The 16,647-nt window shown below is 70.0% G+C and carries 17 protein-coding genes; 10 read left to right on the forward strand and 7 right to left on the reverse strand.

Features of this window, described 5'->3' with window-relative positions:
• Window positions 1-30: 30 nt before the first annotated feature.
• Window positions 31-702: an amino acid racemase gene (locus EV278_RS15525; RefSeq protein WP_132093269.1), complete on the forward strand. Its 672-nt coding sequence runs from the start codon at window positions 31-33 to the stop codon at window positions 700-702.
• Window positions 703-721: 19 nt separating this feature from the next.
• Here the strand turns inward: EV278_RS15525 and EV278_RS15530 are convergent, their stop codons facing one another.
• From EV278_RS15530 to EV278_RS24055, 4 genes are all read right to left on the reverse strand, one after another.
• Window positions 722-1,813, reverse strand: coding sequence for an IMCp domain-containing protein (locus EV278_RS15530; protein WP_165916665.1), 1,092 nt, complete (start codon window positions 1,811-1,813; stop codon window positions 722-724).
• Window positions 1,814-1,971: 158 nt separating this feature from the next.
• A complete protein-coding gene (locus EV278_RS15535) occupies window positions 1,972-3,864 on the reverse strand; it encodes a transglycosylase domain-containing protein (protein ID WP_132093272.1) in 1,893 nt (630 codons plus the stop codon).
• Window positions 3,865-3,957: 93 nt separating this feature from the next.
• Window positions 3,958-4,974 (reverse strand): HWE histidine kinase domain-containing protein, encoded by a 1,017-nt coding sequence (locus tag EV278_RS15540; RefSeq protein ID WP_132093591.1) that lies wholly within the window; start codon window positions 4,972-4,974, stop codon window positions 3,958-3,960.
• Between the two features lie 107 nt (window positions 4,975-5,081).
• The gene (locus tag EV278_RS24055) at window positions 5,082-5,252 is read right to left on the reverse strand and encodes a hypothetical protein (RefSeq protein WP_165916666.1); all 171 of its coding nucleotides are present in this window, start codon (window positions 5,250-5,252) and stop codon (window positions 5,082-5,084) included.
• 515 nt (window positions 5,253-5,767) lie between these two features.
• On the opposite strand from EV278_RS24055, the gene EV278_RS15545 reads away from it, so the two are divergent.
• A complete protein-coding gene (locus EV278_RS15545; protein WP_132093275.1) occupies window positions 5,768-7,414 on the forward strand; it encodes a pectate lyase in 1,647 nt (548 codons plus the stop codon).
• 40 nt (window positions 7,415-7,454) lie between these two features.
• Here the strand turns inward: EV278_RS15545 and EV278_RS15550 are convergent, their stop codons facing one another.
• Both EV278_RS15550 and EV278_RS15555 read right to left on the reverse strand, forming a co-directional pair.
• Window positions 7,455-8,261: a MerR family transcriptional regulator gene (locus tag EV278_RS15550; protein ID WP_132093278.1), complete on the reverse strand. Its 807-nt coding sequence runs from the start codon at window positions 8,259-8,261 to the stop codon at window positions 7,455-7,457.
• A gap of 88 nt (window positions 8,262-8,349) precedes the next feature.
• Window positions 8,350-8,805: a hypothetical protein gene (locus tag EV278_RS15555; RefSeq protein ID WP_132093281.1), complete on the reverse strand. Its 456-nt coding sequence runs from the start codon at window positions 8,803-8,805 to the stop codon at window positions 8,350-8,352.
• 101 nt (window positions 8,806-8,906) lie between these two features.
• Between EV278_RS15555 and EV278_RS15560 the strand changes: the two genes are divergently transcribed.
• Together EV278_RS15560 and EV278_RS15565 are read left to right on the forward strand one after the other, a co-directional pair.
• Window positions 8,907-9,239, forward strand: a complete 333-nt coding sequence (locus EV278_RS15560; protein WP_132093284.1) for a plasmid stabilization protein — start codon at window positions 8,907-8,909, stop codon at window positions 9,237-9,239.
• Between the two features lie 8 nt (window positions 9,240-9,247).
• Entirely contained in the window at window positions 9,248-9,427 is a 180-nt protein-coding gene (locus EV278_RS15565) for a hypothetical protein (protein ID WP_132093286.1), read from the forward strand.
• Between the two features lie 48 nt (window positions 9,428-9,475).
• On the opposite strand, the gene EV278_RS15570 is transcribed toward EV278_RS15565, so the two are convergent.
• Window positions 9,476-9,778, reverse strand: coding sequence for a hypothetical protein (locus EV278_RS15570; protein WP_132093289.1), 303 nt, complete (start codon window positions 9,776-9,778; stop codon window positions 9,476-9,478).
• Between the two features lie 115 nt (window positions 9,779-9,893).
• Between EV278_RS15570 and EV278_RS15575 the strand changes: the two genes are divergently transcribed.
• The 6 genes from EV278_RS15575 to EV278_RS15600 all read left to right on the forward strand — a co-directional run bounded on the left by EV278_RS15575 (window position 9,894) and on the right by EV278_RS15600 (window position 16,589).
• Window positions 9,894-10,664 carry a pseudouridine synthase gene (locus EV278_RS15575; protein ID WP_132093292.1) on the forward strand — a complete coding sequence of 257 codons (771 nt, stop codon included), beginning with the start codon at window positions 9,894-9,896 and terminating at the stop codon, window positions 10,662-10,664.
• Window positions 10,665-10,780: 116 nt separating this feature from the next.
• Window positions 10,781-11,398 carry an LPS export ABC transporter periplasmic protein LptC gene (lptC, locus tag EV278_RS15580; RefSeq protein ID WP_132093295.1) on the forward strand — a complete coding sequence of 206 codons (618 nt, stop codon included), beginning with the start codon at window positions 10,781-10,783 and terminating at the stop codon, window positions 11,396-11,398.
• Complete coding sequence (locus EV278_RS15585; RefSeq protein ID WP_132093298.1) at window positions 11,395-12,564, forward strand: glycerophosphotransferase; 1,170 nt, start codon at window positions 11,395-11,397, stop codon at window positions 12,562-12,564. The genes lptC and EV278_RS15585 overlap by 4 nt, the downstream gene beginning before the upstream one ends.
• Window positions 12,561-13,922 carry a lipopolysaccharide biosynthesis protein gene (locus tag EV278_RS15590; protein ID WP_132093301.1) on the forward strand — a complete coding sequence of 454 codons (1,362 nt, stop codon included), beginning with the start codon at window positions 12,561-12,563 and terminating at the stop codon, window positions 13,920-13,922. Before EV278_RS15585 ends, EV278_RS15590 begins: the two co-directional genes overlap by 4 nt.
• Window positions 13,919-15,622: a fatty acyl-AMP ligase gene (locus tag EV278_RS15595; protein WP_132093304.1), complete on the forward strand. Its 1,704-nt coding sequence runs from the start codon at window positions 13,919-13,921 to the stop codon at window positions 15,620-15,622. Before EV278_RS15590 ends, EV278_RS15595 begins: the two co-directional genes overlap by 4 nt.
• Window positions 15,606-16,589, forward strand: a complete 984-nt coding sequence (locus EV278_RS15600) for an NAD-dependent epimerase/dehydratase family protein (protein WP_132093307.1) — start codon at window positions 15,606-15,608, stop codon at window positions 16,587-16,589. Before EV278_RS15595 ends, EV278_RS15600 begins: the two co-directional genes overlap by 17 nt.
• The last annotated feature ends 58 nt before the right edge of the window (window positions 16,590-16,647 follow it).

Raw genomic sequence — 16,647 nt, forward strand, 5'->3', positions numbered from 1 at the left:
GAAATCGCGCCGCCGCGGAGGGATCGCGCCATGTCCAAGGTTCTCGGCGTCCTCGGCGGCATGGGCCCCGCCGCCACCCTGGACTTCCTGGCCAAGCTGCAGGCCGCCACGCCGGTCGGGCGCGAGCGCGACCACCTGCGGGTGCTGGTCGACATCAATCCCAAGGTCGCCGACGGCGACGGCGGCTACGACGCGGCGGGGCCGGTGCTGGCCCAGATGGCCGTAGGCCTGCGCGACGCGGGGGCCCAGGTGCTGGCCATCGCCTGCAACACCGCCCACGCCCATGTGGACGCGGTCAAGGCCAGCGGCCTGCCCCTGGTCGACCTGATCGAGACCGCCGGCTTCGCCGCGAAGGCCGAGGGGGCTGAACGGGCGGGCGTGCTGGGCACGGGCGGGGCCCTGGCCCTCTACCGCCGGACCTTCTCGCACCTCGGGATCGAGGCCGTCACCCTGGACGACCACGAACAGGTCGAGTTCATGGCCCTGCTCTATCGCCTCAAGCACGGCGACCTGGGGCCGGAGTCCCGCCGGACCATGGCCGCCCTGGCCCACCGGCTGGTCGGCAAGGGCGCGCAGGTGATGGTGGCCGGCTGCACCGAGGTTCCGCTGGCGATGGACGCGGCCGACCTGGCCGTGCCGTTCATCGACGCGACCCAGGCCCTGGCCCGGCGGTGCGTGGAGGTGTGCCTGGCCGCCGAGTGATCGCGGTTATTGCGGCCGCTCAGCGCCCGCAGCAGCCGCCATGGCCGCCGGTGGAGCTGCCGCCGTAACCACCGCCGTGGCCGCCCCCATGGCCGCCATAATGGCCGCCGCCGGACACGGTCACGCTGGTCGAGGAACTGGCGCTGGAGCTGGCCCGGGCGCTGGACATGGCGCCGCCGCCCGCCCAGCCGCTGGAATAGCCGCCCGAATAGCCCCCAGAATAGCCCGAGCGGCCATAGGCCTGGCCGCCGAGCCAGCCGCCGCCGGAACCGTAGCGGGCGTTGGAATAGCCGTAATAGCCCCCGCCGCCGTAGCCGTTCAGCGACTGGGCGTAACCGTCCCCGGCCAGGTAGCTGCCCTGCGAGCTCCAGCCCTGGCCTTCCTCGCTGTAGCGGCTGGACTCCGACTCGTAGCTTTCCTCGGAGCGTTCGACGCTGCCCTGGACGCGGTCGTAGACGCCGCCGTGTTCGTAATAGCCGCGGTCGCCGTCGCAGTCGCAACCGCGACGCTCGACCCGCCGCTCCTCGTGCTCGACATAGACCGGCACGCGGACGATCCGCTCGACCGGCACTTCCACGCGCTTTTCGATGATGCGGTCGACGGGACGATCGACATAGACGGGACGATCGACCGGGATCTCGACCCGCTTCTCGATCACGCGGTCCACCGGCCGATCGACGTACACGGGGCGGTCCACCGGAACCTCGACGCGCTTCTCGATGACGCGGTCGACGGGACGGTCGATATAGACCGGGCGATCGACGGGCTTCTCGACGATCTTGACGACCGGAACCTCGACGCGCTTTTCCACGATGCGCTCGACGGGCACTTCCACCCGCTTCTCGACGATGCGATCCACCGGGCGGTCGATATAGACCGGGCGATCGACGGGCACCTCGGTGCGCTTCTCGATATAGACCGGCTGCTTGACGATCTTTTCGACATAGACCGGGCGCTCGACGATCTTCACCCGGGTCCTGACCTTGGGCCTGGGCTTGGCGGCGGTCGCGACGCTGGCCGGATAGCCGTCCGCCAGGACGGCGGTCGCCGATCCCACCGTCGCAAGCATCATCGTCGTCGCTCCGATCAGGAGCATTGCCTTCGCGTTCATTCCAAGCGCCTTTCCGACTACGCCGCCCAGCCCCTTTTCGACGGCGCCCCGGTGAGCGATCGAAAAGCGTCCCATTCTGGGTCGCGGCGCAGGCTTGGCAGCAAGCGGCGGGCCAGGGCGTTGGAAGCCGCGGATCTTCTGGTGGTATGGAGGCGCCTCTACAACCCGAAGAGCCGCCGGAGCCATTTCGGCACACGCCTGGGTCGCGGCGCGTCCTCGATCACCTCGGGCTCGGCGCGCGGCGGACGCTCGTAGCGCGGCTCCGGCGGGCCGTCCCGCGCCACCAGGCCGGCCTTCAGGCCACCCGTCATCACGTCGCGCCAGATGCGGGCCGGCAGGTCGCCGCCGACCATGCGGGTCATCGGCGAATGGTCGTCGTTGCCGACCCAGACCCCGACCACCAGGTCGCCGGTGAAACCGACGAACAGGGCGTCGCGATAGTCCTGGGTGGTGCCGGTCTTGCCATAGGCCTTCTGGCCCAGGCGCGCGGCGCGACCGGTGCCCTCCTCGACCACCGCGCCCAGCAGGTCGTAGAGCGCGGCCCGCTCGGCGGTGTCCATGTCGGCGGTCGCGATCGGCGCCGCGCGGGGACGGCCATAGGGCCTGACCGGCATCTTGCCCGAGGCGACGGCGGCGTAGGCGGCCGTCAGCTCCAGCAGGCTGGTCTCGGCCGTGCCCAGGGCCAGGGTGGCGTCGTCCTCGCGCAGCGGCGAGACGATCCCCAGGTCCCGCGCCGCCCGCACCACCTCGGGCCCGCCGGCCTGCTGGTACACCCGCGCGGCGATGATGTTGTTGGACTGGGCGAAGGCGTCGCGGATCGTCAGGTCGCGCCCGCCGCCGCCCTCGTAGTTGCTGGGCGTCCAGCCGCCGATCGTCACCGGATCGCCGATCACCAGGTTGTCGGGCGTGGCCCCGTCGCGCAGGGCGGCCAGATAGACGAACAGCTTGAAGGCGCTGCCCGGCTGGCGGCGGGCCTGGACGGCGCGGTTGAACGGCGTCTGGCGATAGTTCGTACCGCCCAGCATGGCCACGACCCGGCCGTCGGGGCGCATGGCGACCACGGCGACCTGCCCGACCCTGGCCTTGGCCGCGCTCTTCATGTCCTTGGTCACGGCGCGCTCGACGATCCGCTGCAGGCGGCTGTCCAGGGTGGTGGGCACCCGCACCTCGCCATAGCCCGGACCGTCGAAGGCCGACTTCACCTGCGGCGAGATCCAGTCGGCGAAATAGCCGCCCACCGGCAGGTCGGCCCGGGTGGCGTGCACCGCCACGTGGCCGGCGGCCTGCGCCTGCTCGCGGCTGATGGCCTTGGTCTGCACCATGGCGTCCAGCACCAGCCGGGCCCGCGCGCCGGCCGCCTGGGGATGGTCGACGGGGTCCAGGTCGACCGGCGCCTTGACGATGCCGGCCAGCATCGCCGCCTCGCCGATCGACAGCTGCTCCGGGGGCTTGCCGAAATAGTGCCGGGCCGCCGCGCCCAGGCCATAGACCCCGTCGCCGAAATAGATGCTGGACAGGTAGCGCGACAGGATCTCGTCCTTGGACAGCCGCAGTTCCAGCCACAGGGCGATCATCGCCTCCTGGCCCTTGCGGCGCAGGCTGCGCTCGGGCGTCAGGAAGGCGTTCTTGGCCAGCTGCTGGGTGATCGTGCTGCCGCCCTGGACCGTGCGATGAGCCTTGGCGTTGGCGACCAGGGCCCGCGCCGCGCCCTGGAAGTCGATGCCGATGTGGCGATAGAAGCGCCGATCCTCGATGGCCACGAAGGCGGCCGGCACGTGCCTGGGCAGCGCCGCGATGACCACCGGCGCCTCCTTGTAGGCCCCGCGCCGCGCGAAGGGTCGGCCCTGGTCGTCCAGCAGGATCAGGGCGCGGCTGGGCAGGGGCTCCAGGGCGCGCGAGACCGGCAGGCTGGCGCCCAGCCAGACCAGCACGATCACGAGCGGCAGCAGGGTCCCGATCCCCGCCGCGAACCACCAGCGATGGCGCGCGACAAAGACGCGCGACGCCGTCCAGGCGACCGCCAGCCCCGTCTTCGCCTGCCGTGGGATCATCAGCGACGCGCCTCCGCGACCTCAGCGCCGCTCAAGCTTGCACAACGGCCCAGCAGGATCGCGGTTCACGGTGTCGGGAAGTTGACCGCGCCGTCAGGCCAGCGGCATGAAGGCGTCGACCTTGTCCAGGGCCGCCAGCGGCGCCTGGATGCGGCAGCGCAGGCCTTCGGGGCGATAGTCGACGTCCACCTCGCCGCCCAGCTCGTTGGGCAGGGCCAGCTCGACGATCCGCGAGCCGAAGCCGCGCCGCTCGGGCGGGCGGACGGGCGGGCCGCCCTGCTCGGTCCAGGTGATGTCCAGCTGGCCGCCGTCCGCCACCGCCCAGCCGATGTCGATATGGCCGCCGGCCGACGACAGGGCGCCGTACTTGAGGGCGTTGATCGCCAGCTCGTGAAAGGCCAGGGCCAGCACGACGGCCGGCTTGGGCGAGACCCTCAGGTCCTGTCCGCTGATGGTCAGCTGCGAGGGATTGCTGCGATAGGGCGTGACCGAACCGTCGATGATCTGGCGCAGGCTGGCGGCCGACCAGTTCTCGTCGGTCAGCACGTTGTGGGTGGCGGCGATGGCCATCAGCCGGCCTTCGAACGCGCCGCGCACCGCCAGGTCGACACCCGCGTTGCGCAGCGACTGGCTGGCGATCGACTGGATGGTGGCCAGGGTGTTCTTGACCCGGTGGTTCAGCTCGTTGACCAGCAGCTGCCGCTGGGCCTCCGAGCGCATCTCGCCGGTGATGTCGCGCGAGGTGGCCAGGACCCGGATCACCCGGCCCTCGTCGAGGATCGGCGACACCGTGGTGTCCCACCAGCGGGGATCGCCCTTGGCCGTCGGGCAGGGCGCGCGGAAGGCGGCGGCTTCGCCGGCCAGGGCCGTCCGCAGGGCCTGCTCGACGGCGGCGCGGCTTTCGGCCGGCCACATGTCGGGCCAATAGCGGCTGCGGTTGCGGCCCGCGAAGTCCTCGATCTCGAACAGCGCCTGGCCGCGGGCGTTCATGTATTCGACGGAGCCTTCGGGGCTGATCACCCGGATGCAGTCGCGGCTGGCTTCCACGATGCTGAGGAAGTACGCCCCGGCGCCCTCCAGTACGGCCTTGTCCGATCCCTCGCCCGCCACCAGGGTCTCCTTGCTGGAGCCCATGTTCACCGAGCCGCGCAGCAATTCAAGCGACGCGTGTATCTGGGGGACGACTTTGCGAGGAAACGAGCGATCCACGCGCCCGATCAGCCGGGGTGTTCTTCGCGGCTGGCTTCCAGCATGGCGACCAGGGCGGCCGACAGCCGCGAGGTCTGAGCCATGCGGCGCAGCGCCTCACGGGCGTGATCGCTGTCGGCGAGCTCGGCTTGGCGCTCGAGATGCTCGGCTTCGTTCAGGTGGTCGTGTTGGCTGGGCATGGTGAATATTTACGAGGGATGAACACGGCGAACCATGCGACCCCTGGTCGCAGAACATTGTAATATAATGCGCAAAATCAATGGCATAGCTGTTATCGGTCTCAAAACTGAAAACGGCCCCGGATCATTGCTGACCCGGGGCCGTCGTCCTGTTCCCCAACAGGACGGCGTCGCGCGCTACCAGAACCCGGCGCGGCGGCGTCGCCTCAAAAACCGATGCCCCGTTCTCCTCCAAACGCCGTGTACGCACAACGTGACGGCCTGTCGCAGGAGCCTGACGCGGCGTCACGGAACAGAGCTCTACCAAAAGACGCTGGTCAAGTCATGACACCGGTATCATAACGAAGATCAAGACCGCGCCGGCCAACGGCGACAGGGGTTTCGGCAAGGACCGGCCGGGAGGACGACCAGGATCGAGGGGGACCAAGCGGCCCTCTTGCCCCTCCCCGGCCAGCCTGCCGCGTCCTTGCGTCGCGGGTCGCCCGACGCGAAGGTCCCCTGGGAGAGTACCGTCCATGCCGCTGAGCCCCCTCACCCGCCGCCGCCTGCTGGCGACGACCACCGCCACCTTCGCCGCCGCCGCGGCCATGGCCCCGTTGAAGGCCCTGGCCCAGGGCGCCGCGCCGTCCAGGGACCAGGTCCTGGCCACCATGAAGAGGGCCACGACCTTCATGGCCGAGAAGGCCGCCTACGAGGGCGGTTACGTCTGGAGCTACCTGCCCGACTTCTCGCGCCGTTTCGGGGAGATGGAGGCCTACCCGACCATGATCTGGGTCCAGCCGCCCGGCACGGCGACCATGGGCCACCTGTTCCTCGACGCCTATCACGCCACCGGCGACGACTATTACTACGAGGCGGCCAAGAAGGCGGCCCAGGCCCTGATCAAGATCCAGCACCCGGCGGGCGGCTGGAACTACATGGGCGACCTGGCCGGGCCGGAGTCGCTGAAGAAGTGGTACGACACCATCGGCAAGAACGGCTGGCGGCTGGAGGAATTCCAGCACTACTACGGCAACGCCACCTTCGACGACGAGGGCACCGCCGAGAGCTGCCAGCTGATGCTGCGCATCTATCTGGAAAAGAAGGACAAGGCCTTCAAGCCGGCGCTGGACAGGGCCATCCAGTTCGTCCTCGACGCCCAGTATCCGAACGGCGGCTGGCCCCAGCGCTTCCCGCTGATGAGCGGTTTCGAGAACAAGGGCCACCCGGACTACACCGGCTACATCACCTTCAACGACGGCGTGGTCGACGAGAACATCAAGTTCCTGATCATGGTCTGGCGGACCCTGGGCGACAAGCGCGTGCTGGACCCGATCCGGCGCGCCATGGACGTCTACATCGCCGCCCACCAGCCGATGCCGCAGCCCGGCTGGGGCTTGCAGCACACGGTGGCCGACCTCAAGCCGGCCGGGGCGCGCACCTACGAGCCCAAGGCCTTCGCCAGCCACACCACGGCCGGCAATCTCGAAAACCTGATGGACTACTACCAGCTGACGGGCGACCCGAAATACCTGGACCGCATCCCCGAGACCATCGACTGGCTGGCCGGCCTGAAGCTCGACGACAAGATCGCTCCCGGCAAGCCGCGCTACCCCACCTTCATCGAGATCGGGACCAACGAGCCGCTCTACGTCCACCGCCGAGGCTCCAACGTGTTCAACGGCGAGTACTTCGTCGACAAGCACTGGGAGAACACGATCGTCCACTACTCGTCGTTCCGCTCGGTCAACATCGACAAGCTGCGCAAGCGCTACGAGACGCTGAAGGCGACCCCGCCCGAGGTCGCCAGCAAGGACTCGCCGCTGAAGGCCAAGGGCGGCGGCCAGGCCCTGCCGCGCTACTTCACCACCAAGGACATCTCGGTGTCCGACCTCAATGTCGGGGCCCTGAAGGCCGCCGAGGGCAAGACCTCGCAGGCCCAGGTCGCCCAGCTGATGGCCGAGCTGAACGCCGAGGGCTGGTGGCCCACCCCGATGAAGGCGGTCAGCAACCCCTATATCGGCGACGGCTCGACCACCGTGACCCCGGGCGAGTTCTCGCAGACCCGCGTGGGCGACCCGACCGACACCTCGCCCTACCTGGCTGACGTCCCCAAGCCGGGCATCTCGACGGGCGCCTATATCGAGAACATGGCGGCCCTGATCCGCTATGTGACGGGGTAACCTGGGCCCTCCTTCACGGGGCGCCGGGCGAGTTCCGGCGTCAGTTCTCGGCGGTCGGGCTCGGCATGATCCCCGCTGCGATGGCCGCGCCGTAAGCTTCGGAAACGAAGTCCATCATCTGGTTGGCCGAGCCCGACACGGCGGCGAAGGCCGGCTGGTCGTGGGTTTCCCGCGCCACGGTCTTCATCTTCATCGTCAGGGCGGGGTCACCGCCCGTGGCCTCAAAGACCTTGCCCATCCAGCGGCGGGCGAGGTCCATCGCCGCCGGCGAGCGGGGGTCGCCCGCCTGCATCAGCCGGGTCGCTTCTTCGTGCAGCGCGGCCCAGTCGGCGTCCGGCTTGTCCATGCCCCGATAGCCGTTCGAGGCCAGGGTCGCCCGGTCGGAGGGCGTCAAGTGCTTGGCGGCGATCGCCTCATAGGCGGCGGCCAGATCGTCGTTGCGCTGATCGGTCATCGCGATCTCCTTGGTGAGGTTCATCAGTTCGTCCGACGAGAGGTCGCCATGCTCGGCCAGTCTGAGCCGCGCCGCCGACAACAGCCGGAGCGCCAGCTCGACCCGCTCTGCTTCCCGCCGCAGCACCTGCTCGTGCAGCTCCAGAAAGGCCGCCAGGTCGGGGAGTCCACCCGACAGCAGTTCGGCGATCCGGCTCAGCGGAAAGCCGAAGCTCTTCAGGGCGATGATCTGGTGAAGGCGCGCGATCTGGTCGGGTCCGTAGACCCGCCAGCCCGCCGCCGTCCGCTCGGCCCGCAGCAAGCCCTGCGCCTCGTAAAGGCGCAAAGCCTTTCCGCTGACGCCGAACCGGCGGGCGGCCTCGGCGGAGCGGAGATAGGCGCGGGTCCTGATCATGCGACGCCTCCCTCGAACGATCTCCCGTATCGGGCCTGCCCCTAGGGCCGGTGCAAGGAGAAATCGTCAAGCGAGGTTTGGCGGACGCCTACTTCCGCGCCGCCTTGATCGCCGTCTCCAGCGCCGCCCGCCGGGTCTGGAGCTCCTCGATCGCCGCGGCCTCTTCGGCGTCCAGGGCGGACCTTCGCTCGGCGAAGGCCAGCTCCGAGGCCTCGGCCTCGTCCTCGACGGCCTCCAGCTGCGCCTTCAGGGCCGCCAGCTTTTCGGCCCGGGCGGTTTCGGCCTTGGACGGCTTGCGCCGGGCCTTGGCGGGCAAGGCCTTCAGCGCCGCGCCCAGGCCGCCGGCCGGCGTGGTGATCACGGTCTGGGGCGCATCGAGCGCGGCGTCGCGGGCCGGTCCCTCGGCGATCTCCCGCGCCGTCCCATCCTTGAACAGGTCGCGGCCGACGTCCCAGGCCTCCAGCGCCTTGGCGCGCGACGAGGCGGCCACCGTGTAGTCGTGGAGCCCGTCGGACCAGCAGAACACTTTCAGCTTGCGCGCCATGCGCTTCGAACGGCCGATGGTTCAGCTTGTTCCGAAGGTCGCCCTCGGGGAACCTCGCGTCGAGACGACGGATTTTCCTCCCACAGCAGATGGAGGACGACATGCCCCAAGGCGACAAGTCCAAGTACACCGACAAGCAGGAGCGCAAGGCCGATCACATCGCCGAAGGCTACGAGAAGCGCGGCGTCTCCGAGAAGGAGGCCGAGCGGCGGGCCTGGGCGACCGTCAACAAGGACGACGGCGGCGGCAAGCAGCCCGGCGGCTCCGGCCGCGGCAAGTCCACGGGCCATCCGGCGGCCCACAAGGGCGGCGAAAAGGGCGGCCCAAAAGGCGGTCGGGCCGCGGCGTCGCGCACGGCGGCCGAACGCTCGGCCTCGGCCAAGAAGGCGGCCGCCACCCGCAAGCGCAACGCCGAACATCACACCCACCACTAGGAGCGCTCATGGGCCAGAAGAACAACACCGAAGGCCGCGAGGCCAACGACGCCCTGCCGCTGGGCGAGATCCCCGACAAGGACACGGCCAAGACGGGCCGCAAGGAACAGCGCACGGCCGGTCCGGACGGCGGCGATTCCCGCGAGGTCGGCGACACCTTCAAGAACGGCCCGGACAGGCGGGCCTAGACCCCATCGGGGACAGGCGCATGCGCCTGTCCCCGGCCGCATAGACTCCTACGACTTGCCCAGATCCATCCCCAGCGTCGGACCGATCCCCTCGGGATGCTCGCCGAACGGGTTGCTCGACCTCTGTTTCGCCGCGGCTTCGAGCCGGCGGCGCAGATCGTCGTCCAGGGCCAGTTCGGGCTTCGGCGCTGGATCGTCCTCGTCGACCGGGTCGTCGACGATCGAGGCGGCCAGAACCTGGCGCAGCCGCTCGCCGAAGCGGGCGTCGTCGGCGGTGCCCGGCGCGGGCGGATCGGCCAGGAAATCCATCACCTCTTCCAGGGCGGTGTCGTTATCGACGCGGTCGCTCATGAGGGATCTCCAGGCCGGTTTCATCGTGAGCGGAACGAGCGTCGCCCGATGGCGGTTGCGAAACCCGGCCCGCCCGCCCTAGACAGGCCCTCCCACCTACCTGGACGCTGCGACCATGGCCTGGACCCGCCTCTATGACGAAGCCGAGCCCCAGCGCGTCAATCGCTGGCTGGCCCAGAACGGCGTCTGCTCGCGCCGCGAGGCCGAGGCCCTGATCAGCCAGGGCCTGGTGTCGATCGACGGCCAGAGGGTCGACGACGTCGGTCGCAAGATCGAGCCCGGCCAGACCTTGGTGCTGTCCGACCGCGCCCAGGCCCAGCTGGAGGGCGCCCTGACGGTGATGATCCACAAGCCGGTCGGGATCGTCTCGTCGCAGCCCGATCCTGGCCAGGTCCCGGCCGTGCGCCTGCTGACCCGCGAGGCCCTGGTCGGCGCCAGCCCGGTCATCCCCGGCTTCGACAACAAGCTGGCCCCGGTCGGACGGCTGGACATGGATTCGCGCGGTCTGCTGATCCTCTCGGAGGACGGGGTGGTGGCCAAGGCGGTGATCGGCCCGGCCTCGGAGCTGGAGAAGGAATACCTGGTCTGGGTCGACGGCTGGATCACCGACGACAAGCTGGCCCTGCTGCGTCATGGCCTCGAACTGGACGAGCGCCAGCTGCGGCCCGCCCAGGTCGAGCTCGTCGGCCGCCAGCAGCTGCGGTTCGTCCTCAAGGAGGGCCGCAACCGCCAGATCCGGCGGATGTGCGAACTGGTCGAGCTGACCGTGGTCGATCTGCTGCGGATTCGGATCGGCGACCTCGCGCTGGGCGACCTGCCGGAGGGCCGCTGGCGTCCGCTGACCGCCGCCGAACGGTCCAGCCTGATCAGCCCCGCGCCCCGATAACCGGCCGTTGACCGCGCCCCCGGCCGGGGGCAGGGTCGCAATACCTCTTGGGAGATCGGGCCGGGAGGCTTAAGTCCTCGCCTGTCGCTTCGGCCCACCGCCTTCAGTCCACGACCATGATCGCCATCACCCCCGCCGTTCCTCGTCCCGTCCGCAAGAAGAACCGCAACCGCCATCGCGGGCCGGTGCGCGCGCTGCGGACCATCCTGCCCGCCGTCGCCATCGGCATGGCGGTCGCGATCGTCGGCCAGGGCGTGATCCGCGCCATGGAGGTCAAGTCCGCGCCGCCCGCCGCCGCCGCGCCGCTGCGCATGGACAATCCGCGCTTCACCGGCACCCTGAAGGACGGCCGGGCCTTCCTGATCACCGCCACCTCGGCGACACGCGACCTGAACAACACCGACCAGGTGTTCCTGAAGAACCCGCAGCTGACCCGCGGCTATGGCTCTGACCGGCCGACCCACGTGGTTTCGAAGGACGGGGCCTACCAGGAGGAGAAGGGCTCGCTGCTGCTGACCGGCGACGTCAAGATCGACAACGGCCAGGGCTACCAGTTCGCCTCGCAGAAGGCGCTGGTCGACACCCGCACCGGCGACCTGGTCGGCGGCGCCGCGGTCGAGGGCGCGGGCCCGAACAACCGCGCCATCCGCGCCGACAGCTATTCGGTCAGCGACAAGGGCGACCGGGTTGTGTTCAAGGGCCGGGTGCGCACGCGCCTCACGCCGCAACAGTGATCACGTCCGCCTCGAAGGGCCGTGGAAACCGGCCCAGCGTCTGCTTCCTCTACATCGCCCAGACCCACCAGATCCTCCACAGCCTGCCGATCGCCATCGCCCTGGCCCAGGGCTGGCCCGACATCGACGTGCACATCGCCACCACCACCCAGGAGCACCTGGACTATGTGCGGGCGCTGCTGGAGACCCTGAAGGTCCCGCCGATCCCCTCGCGCCTGCTGCCGCCGGCCTGGCTGCGGAACCTGCGGCTGAGGGGCGCGGCCACGCCGCCCAAGGCCCTGATGCTGGCCGCCAACGCCCGCCGCCTGGGCCGCTACGACGCCGTGGTCACCCCCGAGCGCACCACGGCCCTGCTGCGCAAGCTGGGGGTCAGGGAAACCAAGCTGGTCTATACGCAGCACGGCGCGGGCGACCGCGGCGGGCCGTTCGAGCCGCGCCTGAAGCAATTCGACCTGGTGATGGCCGCCGGCCCCAAGCAGCGCGACCGCATGCTGGCCGAGGGCTGGGTCACGCCAGAGACCTGCGCCATGGTCGGCTATCCCAAGTTCGACATCATCGACGCCCTGCCGTCCTCGCCGCTGCCGGCCTTTCCTCAGGCCAGGCCGGTGGTGCTGTACAATCCGCATTTCCACCCCACCCTGGGTTCCTGGCCGCGCTGGGGACGCGAGGTTCTCGAGCAATTCGCCGCGGACGAGCGTTACAATCTGATCTTCGCGCCCCATATCCGCCTCTTCGAAGGCGCGGACGCCGGGACGATCGAGGCCTTGGCGCCGTTCGTCGGCCACCCGCGCATCCATCTCGACCTGGGCGGGCCGGCGGCGATCGACATGACCTATACCCGCGCGGCCGACATCTATCTGGGCGACGTGTCCAGCCAGGTCTACGAGTTCCTGCGCACGCCCAAGCCGTGCCTGTTCCTCAACGCCAGCGGCGCGGCCTGGCGCGGCGACGAGAGCTTCCATCACTGGCGCTACGGCCCGGTGCTCGACCGCGTGGAGGGCCTTGTCGACGCCGTCGCCGCAGCCCAGCGCGGGCACGGCGACTATGTCGAGGCCCAGCGAAAGGGCTTCGCCGAAAGCTTCGACCTGCGGGAAACCCCCTCCTCGGTCCGCGCCGCCCAGGCGATCGTCGAGCGCCTGTCTCCGAGATCCCGACGCCTCCGATGAGCAGTGAAACCCATGTTCTCAAGCGGGTCCTGGCCAATGCCGGAACCCTGCTCGGCGGCCGTACGGTCAACGCCGTGGTCGGGCTGGCCTATATCGCCCTGACCGCGCGCGGCCTGGGCAAGGAACTGATGGGCGTGATCGTGCTGATCAACGCCTTTTCCCAGTTCCTGGGCGAGGTCGCCAAGTTCCAGTCCTGGCAGACCCTGTTGCAGTACGGCGCCTCGGCCCTGCTGCAGGGCGACCGCCCGCGGTTCCAGCAAGTGCTGCGCTTTACCCTGCTGCTCGACGGGCTGGGCGCGGCCGTGGGGGTGACCCTGGGCGTGGTCGGCGCCCTGCTGTTTGGCCACCTGCTGGGCTGGCCAGCCGCCCTGTCGCCGGCCGCCGCCTGCTACGCCCTGTCGATCGCGGTGATGGACTCGGCGACCTCGGTCGGCCTGCTGCGCCTGTTCGACCGGTTCCGCTTCCTGGCCGCCGAGCAGGCGGTCAGCTCCACCGTGCGCCTGATCGGCTGCGCCCTGTGCTTCACCCTGCACGCGCCGATCGAGGCCTATCTGGCCGCCTGGGCGGCGGGCACGGTCACGGCCTTCATCTATGTCAACAGCGTGGCCCTGTGGGACCTCAACCGCCGGCGGCTGCTGAAGGACTTCAGCCTGCGCGGTCCGCTGTCCGAGGGCCTGCCCGGCGTCTGGCGCTTCGCCTGGGCCACCAATTTCAGCGGCACGATCGACACGGCCTTCAGCCAGGTGATCACCCTGGTGGTGGGCTCGGTCCTGGGTCCGGCCCAGGCGGCCATGTGGCGCGTGGGCCGCCAGGTGGCCGACGGCATGGCCAAGCCGGCCAAGCTGCTGGTGCCGGCGCTCTATCCGGAACTGGCCAAGATGCGCGCCACGGGCGGCGAGGAGGCCATGCGCAAGCTGTCGCGCCAGATCGGCCTGATCGGCGGCGCGGTGGCCGGCGTGCTGCTGCTGGTCTCGATCCTGTTCGGCGACGACGTCTTGACCATCGTGATGGGCAAGCCGTTCGCCGCCGGCGCCGGCATCATGAACTGGCAGGTGGCCGCCGCCGCCATCGGCGTGCTGGCCATGCCGCTGGAGCCGATGCTGGTCTCGCTGGGCAAGGCGGGCCTGGCCCTGCGGGTGCGGGCCGTGGTCTGCGCGATCTATCTGGTCGCCCTGGTTCCGCTGATCCGCGCCGCGGGCCTGGACGGAGCCGGCGCGGCCCTGGTCGCCGTCGCCGCCGCCCTGGCGATCGGCATGTATCTGGCCCTGCGCCGCAGCCTGGCCGCCGAAACGGCCCGCCCCAAAGACGAACAAACTTGCGCCGAGGGTCAAAACGGCGCCAAAGGCCTCTCGCAATGATTACTCCGACGTCCTCCTCGCGAACGGTGAGATTCGCCGACTTCCCCACCCTGACGGCCGCGCTCGATTTCGCCGCGACCGGCGAAACCGGGATCAACCTCTACTCGCTGCGCGGCGAACTGGTCGAGGCCCTGCCCTACGCCCGGCTTCGCGAACAGGCCCTGGAGCTGGCCCCGCGCTTGCTGGCGACCGGCGCCAGGCCGGGAGCCAGCGTCGGCCTGATCGCCGACACCGAGGCCGACTTCGTCCGCGCCTTTTTCGCCTGCCAGTACGCCGGCCTGGTCCCCGCGCCGCTGCCCCTGCCCGCCCCGCTGGGCGGTCGCGAGGCCTATGTCGAGCAGATCGCGCGGATGCTGGACTCGGCCCACGCCAAGGTCCTGATCGGCCCGGCCGGCATGAAGGACTGGGTGGCCGAGGTCGCCGCCAAGACCCCGCTGGACTTCGCCGGAGCCCTGGCCGACCTGCCTGGCGCCGACAGCGACGCCCTGCCCCAGATCCTGCCGGACAACACCTGCTATCTGCAGTTCTCGTCGGGCAGCACGCGCTTTCCGACCGGAGTGGTGGTCACCCACCGGGCCCTGATGGCCAACGCCGTGGCCATCACCCGCGACGGCCTGCAGGTGCTGCCGACCGACCGCGCCGTCTCGTGGCTGCCGCTGTATCACGACATGGGCCTGATCGGCTTCCTGCTGTCGCCCATGACCAGCCAGATGTCGGTCGACCTGCTGCCCACCGGCGCCTTCGTGCGCCGGCCGCTGCTGTGGCTGGACCTGATCACCCGAAACGGCGGCACCATCTCCTACAGCCCGACCTTCGGCTACGAGCTGTGCGCCCGCCGGGCCGAGGTGGCCTCGATCGAGCACCTGGATCTGTCGAAGTGGCGCAGCGCCGGCCTGGGCGGCGACATGATCCGCACCGGCCCGCTGCGCGCCTTCGCCGAGCGGTTCGCCAGCGTCGGCTTCTCGGACACGGCGTTCGTGGCCAGCTACGGCATGGCCGAGGCGACCCTGGCCCTGTCGATGGCCCCGCTGGGCGGCGGCCTGAAGACCGAGCGCCTGGACGTCGAGCGCCTGGAGCAGCACGAGGCCGTGGTCACCGACGACACCGAGCGCTCGCGCGAGTTCGCCCGCAACGGCCCCGCCCTGCCCGGCCACCAGCTGGAAGTGCGCGACGAGAACGGCGCCGTCCTGCCCGAGCGCGGCGTGGGCCGCATCTTCGCCCGCGGTCCCAGCCTGATGCGGGACTATTTCGAACAGCCGCAGGAGACCGCCCGCGTGCTGTCGGCCGACGGCTGGCTGGACACCGGCGACCTGGGCTACCTGGTCGATGGCGAGATCGTCATCACCGGCCGCGGCAAGGACCTGATCATCCTCAACGGCCGCAACATCTGGCCGCAGGACCTGGAATGGACCGCCGAGGCCGAGGTCGAGGGTCTGCGCAGCGGCGACGTGGCGGCCTTTTCGGTGCCGGGCGACGGCGAAGAGACCGTGGTGGTGCTGGTTCAGGCGCGCGGCGGCGACGCCGACACCCGCGCGGCCCTGGTCGAGAAGATCGCCGGCGTCCTGCGCCTGCGCCACCAGGTCGAGGCCCAGGTCCGGCTGGTCGGGGCTCACGCCCTGCCCCAGACCTCGTCGGGCAAGCTCAGCCGCTCCAAGGCCAAGGCCGCCTATCTGGCCGGCGCCTATGGCGAGCGTCCCTGACGTGACCGGCGCCCGGCCGGGTCCGGTGGTCGCCGTCACCGGCGCCACGGGCTTCCTGGGCCGCCGCCTGGTCAGGACCCTGGCCGAGCAGGGCTGGACCGTCCGGGTCCTGGCCCGCCGCGACGTCACCGACCCGGCCTGGTCGGGCCTGGAGCCGCAGCTGGTGATCGGCGACCTGGCCAACGCCGGCGCCCTGGCCACGCTGTGCGACGGCGCCCAGACCGTCGTCCACGTGGCCGGCTTGATCAAGGCGCGGGACCGCGCCGCCTTCGACCGGGCCAATGTCGAGGGCTCGCGCCGCGTCGCCGCCGCCGCCAAGGCGGCCGGGGCGCGACTCATCCTGATCTCCAGCCTGGCCGCCCGCGAGCCGGATTTGTCCGACTACGCCGGCAGCAAGCGTGGCGGAGAAGACGCAGCGCGCGAGATTTTTGCCGGAGATCTGACCATCGTCCGCCCCCCGGCCATCTACGGACCGGGCGATGTCGAGACGCTCAGACTGTTCAAAATGGCCTCGGAATCGGCCTTTTTGCCGGTTTTGAGCCCCAAAACCCGCATGGCCTGGATCCATGTCGACGACGCGGCGGCGAAGATCGCGGCCCTGGTCAAAACGCCGCGCCCTGGGCTGCTCAGCTTGTCCGACAACCGCCCGGAGGGTTATGGCTGGGTCGAACTCATGCAGACCGCGTCCGACGCGGTCGGCAGGTCGCCAAGGCTGGTCCGGGTCCCCCCGGGCGCGATCAAGGCTTTGGCGCTGCTGTCAAAATGGGCTTCATTCGTCACCGGGAAGGACACAATTCTCACCCCGGGCAAGGCTCGGGAGTTGCTTCACACCGATTGGGGCCTATCTAGCAACGATCCGATTCCGGACTTTCCGCCGGTGAGCTACTCTCTCCAGGCGGGATTCGCGCAAAGCGTGCGCTGGTATCGTTCGGAAGGCTGGTTGAAGGATAAAAAGTCTCGGAAATAGTCGAATCCGGCGATTTTCGGTCGAGACGGCTGTTACAATTCGGTTATGTAGGACCTTG

This window comes from Caulobacter sp. BK020, from assembly GCF_004342605.1.
Taxonomy (GTDB): Bacteria; Pseudomonadota; Alphaproteobacteria; order Caulobacterales; family Caulobacteraceae; genus Caulobacter.